The 7,133-nt window shown below is 64.3% G+C and carries 7 protein-coding genes; 3 read left to right on the top strand and 4 right to left on the bottom strand.

Annotation, left to right across the window (positions count from 1 at the left end; translation table 11 throughout):
* The first annotated feature begins 428 nt into the window (after positions 1-428).
* The 3 genes from Y705_RS0115570 to chrA are packed head-to-tail and all read left to right on the top strand — an operon-like array spanning position 429 to position 2,712.
* Entirely contained in the window at positions 429-929 is a 501-nt protein-coding gene (locus Y705_RS0115570; protein ID WP_026533521.1) for a Chromate resistance protein ChrB, read from the top strand.
* Complete coding sequence (locus Y705_RS0115565) at positions 926-1,357, top strand: chromate resistance protein ChrB domain-containing protein (RefSeq protein ID WP_026533520.1); 432 nt, start codon at positions 926-928, stop codon at positions 1,355-1,357. Before Y705_RS0115570 ends, Y705_RS0115565 begins: the two co-directional genes overlap by 4 nt.
* Positions 1,354-2,712 carry a chromate efflux transporter gene (gene chrA, locus Y705_RS0115560; protein ID WP_026533519.1) on the top strand — a complete coding sequence of 453 codons (1,359 nt, stop codon included), beginning with the start codon at positions 1,354-1,356 and terminating at the stop codon, positions 2,710-2,712. Before Y705_RS0115565 ends, chrA begins: the two co-directional genes overlap by 4 nt.
* Before the next feature lie 276 nt (positions 2,713-2,988).
* On the opposite strand, the gene Y705_RS20640 is transcribed toward chrA, so the two are convergent.
* The 4 genes from Y705_RS20640 to Y705_RS20635 all read right to left on the bottom strand — a co-directional run.
* Complete coding sequence (locus Y705_RS20640; RefSeq protein ID WP_049822884.1) at positions 2,989-3,312, bottom strand: hypothetical protein; 324 nt, start codon at positions 3,310-3,312, stop codon at positions 2,989-2,991.
* 133 nt (positions 3,313-3,445) lie between these two features.
* Positions 3,446-4,195 carry a cytochrome c biogenesis CcdA family protein gene (locus Y705_RS0115550; RefSeq protein WP_026533518.1) on the bottom strand — a complete coding sequence of 250 codons (750 nt, stop codon included), beginning with the start codon at positions 4,193-4,195 and terminating at the stop codon, positions 3,446-3,448.
* Positions 4,196-4,267: 72 nt separating this feature from the next.
* The gene (locus Y705_RS0115545) at positions 4,268-5,182 is read right to left on the bottom strand and encodes a F510_1955 family glycosylhydrolase (protein WP_026533517.1); all 915 of its coding nucleotides are present in this window, start codon (positions 5,180-5,182) and stop codon (positions 4,268-4,270) included.
* Between the two features lie 152 nt (positions 5,183-5,334).
* Positions 5,335-7,133 (bottom strand): bifunctional copper resistance protein CopD/cytochrome c oxidase assembly protein (locus tag Y705_RS20635; RefSeq protein WP_049822883.1); only part of this gene is annotated, 1,799 nt, incomplete at its 5' end.

Below are 7,133 nucleotides of genomic sequence, written 5' to 3'. Positions count from 1 at the left end.
CGACCTCGGCTCCACCGCCGCCAACGCCGTCTGGGTCACCACCTCCTAACAAACTTGGGACACGACCAGGACCACACTGTGGAAACCACAATGGTTATATCAACCGCTCAAAAATGAGAAACAGAGTTTCGTGGAGTGGAGGGAATCCTTCTCAGGAACGGCTGATCATTGAGGATGCCCGCATCGTCCGTTGTCATTCTTAGGAGTCGGCTACACAGATTGTTCAAGTCGTGATACTGCATGTTGGAGCCAGTGCCGTGGCCATACCTATACTTACGCGCCACAGGGTGCTCCTGCTCATCGTCCGGGATCCTCGAGGACGTCCTGCCCGTCGGTCAGAATGTCGGAACCGGGCGGCTGGCGACGGCTTCTGCCGATACCCGCACACCACTTTGAGATAAGCGATGTAACCGTGGTTACATGGGAGCATGTCTGATCAGCAGTCAGTACCTGATGAGTGGGTGTTGTTGACCTACCGGTTGCCGAGGGACCCTTCGGCCCCGCGGTTGGCGCTGTGGCGAAAGCTCAAGCGCCTGGGCGTGGCTCAGTTGGCCGATGGGTTGGTGGCGTTGCCGGTTGATGCGAGGACCCGCGAACAGTTGGAGTGGGCGGCTGAGGACGTCGAGCAGGCCGGTGGTGCAGCCGGGGTGTGGTTTGCCCGTCCCGCCACGAAGGCGCTGGAACGGGCGGTTGCCGCGCCGATGGATGCTGCCCGGGCGGGCGAGTACGCCGACATTACGGCTGAGGCCTACGCCGCGCGCATCCTCGACACTTCGGAGCGGACCCAGGCGTTGCGGAAGCTGCGGGGGCAGATGCGCCTGATCGAACGCCGCGATTTTTTTCGCCCGCCGGAGCGCGAACAGGCTCGCCAGGCGCTGAAGGACCTCGCCGACGCCGGGGCAAACACACCCGCGGAGGTTTCCCCGTGAGGTGGGCGACCCGGGCCGGGGTGCATATTGACCGGGCGTCGTGTGCCTGGTTGATCCGCCGCCACCTGGACCCGGAGGCGCAGTTCGTGTTCGTTGACGGGCCCGATCAGGTACCCGCTGATGCCACCGCCTTCGATATGCGCGGGGTGGAATTGGGTCATCACGGGACCGATTGCACCTTTGAGACCATCCTGCGTCACCATCACCTGGCTGATCCGGTGCTGTGGCGCATCGCGGCGATCGTGCACGAGGCGGACCTGGAGGACGAGCATTACGATGCCCCCGAAGCGCCGGGCTTCGACCTGATCCTGCGCGCCCTGTCCGTAGCCTACGACGACGAGGTTGTCCTGTCGATGACCACCCCGATCTTCGACGCCGTCTACACCTACATCCGCCGCGGCCTGCTTGAGGGAAGAAGCTTTATATGAGCACCACCCCCCGAGCCCATGATGTGATTCCTCTGCGGGAAGCCACCAAGGCCTGGTTCAAAATTTCCCTGCAGACTTTCGGCGGCCCGGCCGGGCAGATCGCGGTCATGCAGCGCAGCCTGGTTGATGAGCACCGCTGGATCGGGGAACGCCGGTTCCTGCACGCGCTGTCTTACTGCATGCTCCTGCCCGGACCCGAGGCCCAGCAACTGGCGGTCTATATCGGGTGGCTGCTCAACGGCACGCGCGGGGGGCTGATCGCCGGAGCGCTCTTCATCCTGCCCGGGGTCGTGGCATTACTGGCCCTGTCCGCGATCTACGTCGCCTTCGGAGAGACCGCGGTAGTCACGGCCCTGTTCACCGGGCTGGCCGCGGCGGTGCTGGCCATCGTCGTCCAGGCCGTTATCAAGGTCGCCAAGCGGGCCCTGCACCACGCAGCGCTGGTGGGTCTGGCGGTGGCCTCCTTCGTGGCCCTGGCCGTCTTCGCTGTGCCCTTTCCCGTCGTCATTGCCGCTGCCGCGGCCATCGGCTGGACCCTGGGTCGGGTCCGCCCGGCCATCATGGCCGCCCCGGCCAAAACGACCGCACTGGATGGCACTGAGCCGTTGATCGCCGACGACGCCCTGCACCACACCGCCCCCTCGTGGCGGCGGGCTGCGGTGATCCTTGGCCTTGGCATCCCGCTGTGGCTGGGCCCGGTCGTGGTCGCGTACGCGCTCACCGGGCCAGAGAGCGTCTACACCCAGCAGGGACTGTTCTTCAGCGGCACCGCCCTGGTCACCTTCGGCGGCGCCTACGCAGTACTGGCCTATGTCGCCCAGCAGGCCGTTACCACCTACGGGTGGCTGGCCCCCGGGGAAATGGTCCGTGGCCTGGCCTTGGCCGAGACCACCCCGGGCCCGCTAATCATGGTCGTGCAGTTCGTCGCCTTCCTCGGTGCCTTCCGCGACCCCGGGGCCCTGGATCCCTGGGTCGCGGCCGTGCTCGCCTCCTTACTGACCACCTGGGTGACGTTCGTGCCCTGCTTCCTGTTCATCTTCCTCGGCGCCCCGCACGTCGAACGGCTGCGCGGCAACGCCTCCCTATCGGCGGCCCTGACCGGAATCACCGCCGCCGTCGTGGGCGTGATCGCCAACCTCGCCGTCTACTTCGCCGTCCACACCCTCTTCGCCACCACCACCGGCCTGAACTGGGGACCGATCCACCTCGACCTCCCACAGATCCAGAGCCTGCAACCGGGCGCTGTCCTCATCGGAGTCGCGGCGATGGTCATGATCTTCAAGCTGCGCTGGAGCGTCCTACGTACCCTCGGAGCCTGCGCCGCCGCCGGGCTCGCCCTCGGCCTCCTCCCCTGACCTGGGCAACAACCACCACGAAACCACGCGCTTTGCTCCATGCCACGAGCTTTGCAACAGACATCCTCTCGCAGGCACCGCGATAAAACTGCCCGCTAAGGTAGACCTGCAAGTACAGGGACGTCGACCCGGTCCAATTCCTGATCGGAAAAATTAGTGGGCGACCTGTAGTGTCGTATCTTGAAACCCCGGTAGACTCATGATCGCAAAGGGCGGTAGCCCTGCGAAGTAGGCCTGGCAGTCTTCCGGATGGTATGACGAGCCAGGCTCGCGTATTTAAAGCCTCCGGACCTCACCAATCAGTGGTTCGACGTCTGCCCTCCAGGGTCCGCCTTTTTGGAAGCACCATGCGACGGCATCGCCAACCCACAGCAGGGGCTCCTCGTTGCGGCGCATGTGCGTGTACCGCAAGTCCTTGTTGTCCTGGAAGCGTAGTTGCTCGGCGACGATGCGCCGGTCAGCGGCGGCCAGGGAATCGTCTTGTTCCAGCACCAGGCGCTCGGCATCGGCGTGGCAGAGGTCGTCGATGAGGGCTTCCAGGCAGGTGGGTGGTGCGACCTTGTCGGGTTGGCCGCTCACGACATACACCACGGTTTGCACCCCGGTCGCTGCTGCTCCTTTGCGGAAAGCCCGGCGCACGGAGTCCCGCTCGCTCTTTCCCTAGGCAAGCGGTATCACGCTTGTCAGTCCCCGCGTTCGGCCGGTAGTTGGCGCCTTCTGGGACGCCGCATCATCAGACCGGGGTGAGGTAGGTCCCGGCAAGGTTTTGCAGTTGGTAGATCCATAGGCTCCAGGCCCCTGACACCATGAGCACTCCGACGAGGATCAGCAGGGATCCGCCTGCGATGTTGAAGATCCGGATGTGCCGCCGGACAAATGACAGGGTCCGTGTCACCCAGCCGACCCCGAGGGCTACCAGGACGAAGGGGATGCCCAGTCCGAGGCAGTACACGAATCCCAGGAGCGCGCCGCGCCATGCGGTTCCGGTGGTTGTGCTCAGGGCCAGGACCGCACTGAGGGTTGGCCCCATGCAGGGTGTCCAGCCCAGACCGAACACCACTCCCAGCAACGGCGCCCCGGCGACCCCGTTCTTGGGTTTCCATCCGAGTTTTTTGGTTTGTTGAAAGAAGGAGAAACGTCCCACGAGGACCAGGCCCATGAGGATGACGAACAGCCCGAGGATGCGGATGAGGAGGTCCTGCCAGCGCAGCATCCACCCTCCGATGAGTCCGAAAGCCGCACCGTAGAAAGTGAAGACCAGGGCGAATCCGAGGATGAACAGTCCGACGCCGGTGAGGACTTTGCGCCGGTTTCCGGGGGAATTCGGGTCAGTAAGCCCGGAGACGTAGCCGACATAGCCTGGCACTAGCGGAAGGATGCACGGCGATATGAAGGACACAATGCCGGCAATCAGGGCAAGGGGAATTGCCAAGAGGAGCGCCCCGGATTGCACGGATTGCGCGAAGAACTCTCCGATCGTCACAGGACGTCCCGGCCGCCCTCAGCATTGTCCGGGAATGAGCGCGGGGCCGACGTTCCGTGCCGGAAGCTGTTGTTATTCGGCCTGCACGGTCGTGGCAAAGGACGCTCCCTCATCATCGGAGAACTCGATGCCCTCCTGGGTGGAGACCCAGATCCGCAGCTCGTCCTGCTCGTTGACGTCTGCGGCGATAGCGGAAGGCTGCGCTGTTGATCCTCCGGCTTCCTTCCACGTTTGTCCCGCGTCCTGGCTGATGTGCACGGCCCCTTCCGGGCTGATCCCTACGACGGTGTCGGCATCGGCGAAGGTCGTCAGCAGGAGCACCGGCGAGTCGGGCGGCAGCGCCCAGGTCTCTCCGTTATCGGTGGATCGTTGGACACCTTCCTCCGTGGTCGCCAGGACGATGGGCCCGTCGACGGACGCGGCAAGGTTCGCTGGCTGGATTTGTGCCTCGACTTCCGACCATTCCTTACCGTCGGTTGTTTTCCGAAGTGTTCCGTCGAATCCGATGACGCCGTCTTCGGACACGGTCAGGGTGTGGAAGTCCGACTCGCCTTGGCGGGAGAGTTCCTGCCAGGTTTTCCCCCCATCGGTTGACTCGATCAACCCCATGGGATTGGGAAGATCCACGCCAGGTCCAGGGTGTCCTGAGGCGTAGTACAGGTCTGGTCCGGCACCGGCGAACCCCATCAGGTCGAGGGTCGGGCTGAGCTTTTCGATAGGGTCGGCAGCAACGTCGAACAGCCCGTTATGGGTGGCCAGAAGGAGTTGCTCGGTGTCCTCGTCGAATGCAAGGCCATGCACGTGGCCGAACGGGTTCTCCCCCGGGGACGACGATCCATCGCTGTGGAGTGTTTCATCACTGTGTGCAGGTTCGGCTGCCTGACCGGAGGCCTCCTGCCCACACGCCGTCAGGAGGAGCATTGCGGCGACTCCGAGGGTTGCGGTGCGCACTTTCCTGCCGTTACCGGAAACAGTCTTGTGGGGCATGAAATCGCTTTCATTCGAATGTTGATGGAGCCGATGTTTCGCTTCACGGCGAACCGGGGCCTGTAGCGCTGCCCACCATTGCAACGGAGCAAGACCCTCTCCACGGCTATTACTACTCTTGATAGTAGTTGAGAATTTGGGGTGGGTTCAAATTAGCGTGTCGTAGCGCCGTGAACCAGGTTCCGCGCGCTCGTACCGACGAGGTTCCGGCATCCAATGGCGAGAGCGAGCAGGGGTGGCAGGGCGGCGCCCCAAAGGATCAGGCCGGCGATGGGCTGGTCGGTTGTGACCGGGATATTCCAGAGGTCACCCACGAGGAGATACCAGTCTCCTCCGATGAGGCTTTCGCGTGCAGTCAGTGCAATCCCGCCGGTGATATGAAAAGCCAACACGGTCAGGAGCGCCGCGAGCTTAGCCTTTACCGCGTCAGGGGAGGGCGGGTACGACAGGAGTGCGTGGGAGAGCAGGTATCCGATTATCAGTGTGGCGCCGGTGGAGGTGATCCGTCCGGCATTGCTGCTGACCACCGGCCCCAGCAGTGAGGTGAAGTACAGGACCCCGTGGAACCCCACATAAAGCAGTGCCGCGGGCAGCGGGTGCACCAGTTTGCCCGTCACGGTCAGTCGGGCAGTACAGATGAGCCACTCCCTGATTCCCAGGCTCCCGTCCGGCCGCGGAACCAGCGTGTGCCGGGCGAGCGAGGCTGGACGAGCGAGGGCAAACAGGACGGGCACGGCAAGCCCGAGGATGACCTGTCCGGTGACGAACATGCTGGGCAGCAGCCGCGCGTAGACGGCCGGGGCGCCGTTGGTGGCCCACAGGAAAAGGGCGCACCCCAGAACCCACGCTGCCGTCCTGGGAATCGGCCAGACCAAGCCCTGCCGTCGCGCTTTCCGTACAGCACGGAGATACCAGCCGAGCAGCAATGCGGCAACCGGTGCCCAGACGACATCGACCCTCCATTGGGCCAGCCACTGCAGCGCGTCGGGTTCCGGCGGCAACGCCGCGCCCAGAAAGGATTCCGCGGCTGTCTGGATGGCCGAATCAGCGAACGGGGACGTCCGCCCCAGGGCGACGGACAGTCCGAAGGTGAATGCCATGATGAGGATTTCATAACCCGCGAACAGGGCGAATGCTCTTCCTGATGCGGCCCGCGATGCTAGACGGGTGAGGATACGGCGCCGCTGATACCAGCCGGCAGCGCCCAGCAGGAGAGCGGCCGCTGTCTTGGCTATAAGCAGAATTGCATAGGTTCCCTCCAGGCTTGAAGCGGAGTTCAAGCGCAGGAGCGCCCCCGCGATGCCGGTCACCAGAACCAGAAGGTAGCTCACTCCGGCAATTCTCGAATACCTTTGCGCGACGGAAGGGAAGTCTTCACCCAAGGTTTTTCGCAAGACCACCAGTGCGGCCAGGCCGCCTGTCCAGATCGTGACTCCGATGAGGTGAAGCCCGAGCAGGTTCACGGCCGCTTCGTGGTTCGACGCACCATGGGCAGTCACCGTCAAGGGCAGCAGGGCGAGAAGACTGAGCAACGTGAGGATCCCGGCGTGAAGGGTCCGTGTTGCCATCCAACACCCGGTGGCGACGATCAGCGCCAGGAAGGCGCTCAATCCCAGGGAGCGGCCCAGGTCGAAACGGGTCAGGAACTGGACCATATCCCCGCCGTTGATGCTTGAGGGACTGGATCCTGCGACGTTGGAGTAGGCGAAGGTGACGACGATTGCACCGGAAACGGCCCATACCGAGGCGGCCGCCGCGGCGAACAGCACCGCTTTGGCTGCCGCCGGGTCAAGGGCGGTTCGGTCCGGCGCCCGGTGAGGAAGCATCAGCGAGGCCATCACGAGGAAACCGATGGTCAGGGCCGCCGCGGCGTCGTGGACCGCGCGGGCGACCGGGGTGCCCCACCGGGTGACCGGGCCCGGGTCAGGAAGCCCCGGGCCCGGCGGGCCAG

The sequence above is a fragment of the Arthrobacter sp. H41 genome, assembly GCF_000520535.1.
Taxonomy (GTDB): Bacteria; Actinomycetota; Actinomycetes; order Actinomycetales; family Micrococcaceae; genus Arthrobacter_D.
The sequence above is the reverse complement of the archived record's forward strand: the minus strand, read 5'-3'. Positions and strand labels throughout refer to the sequence as shown.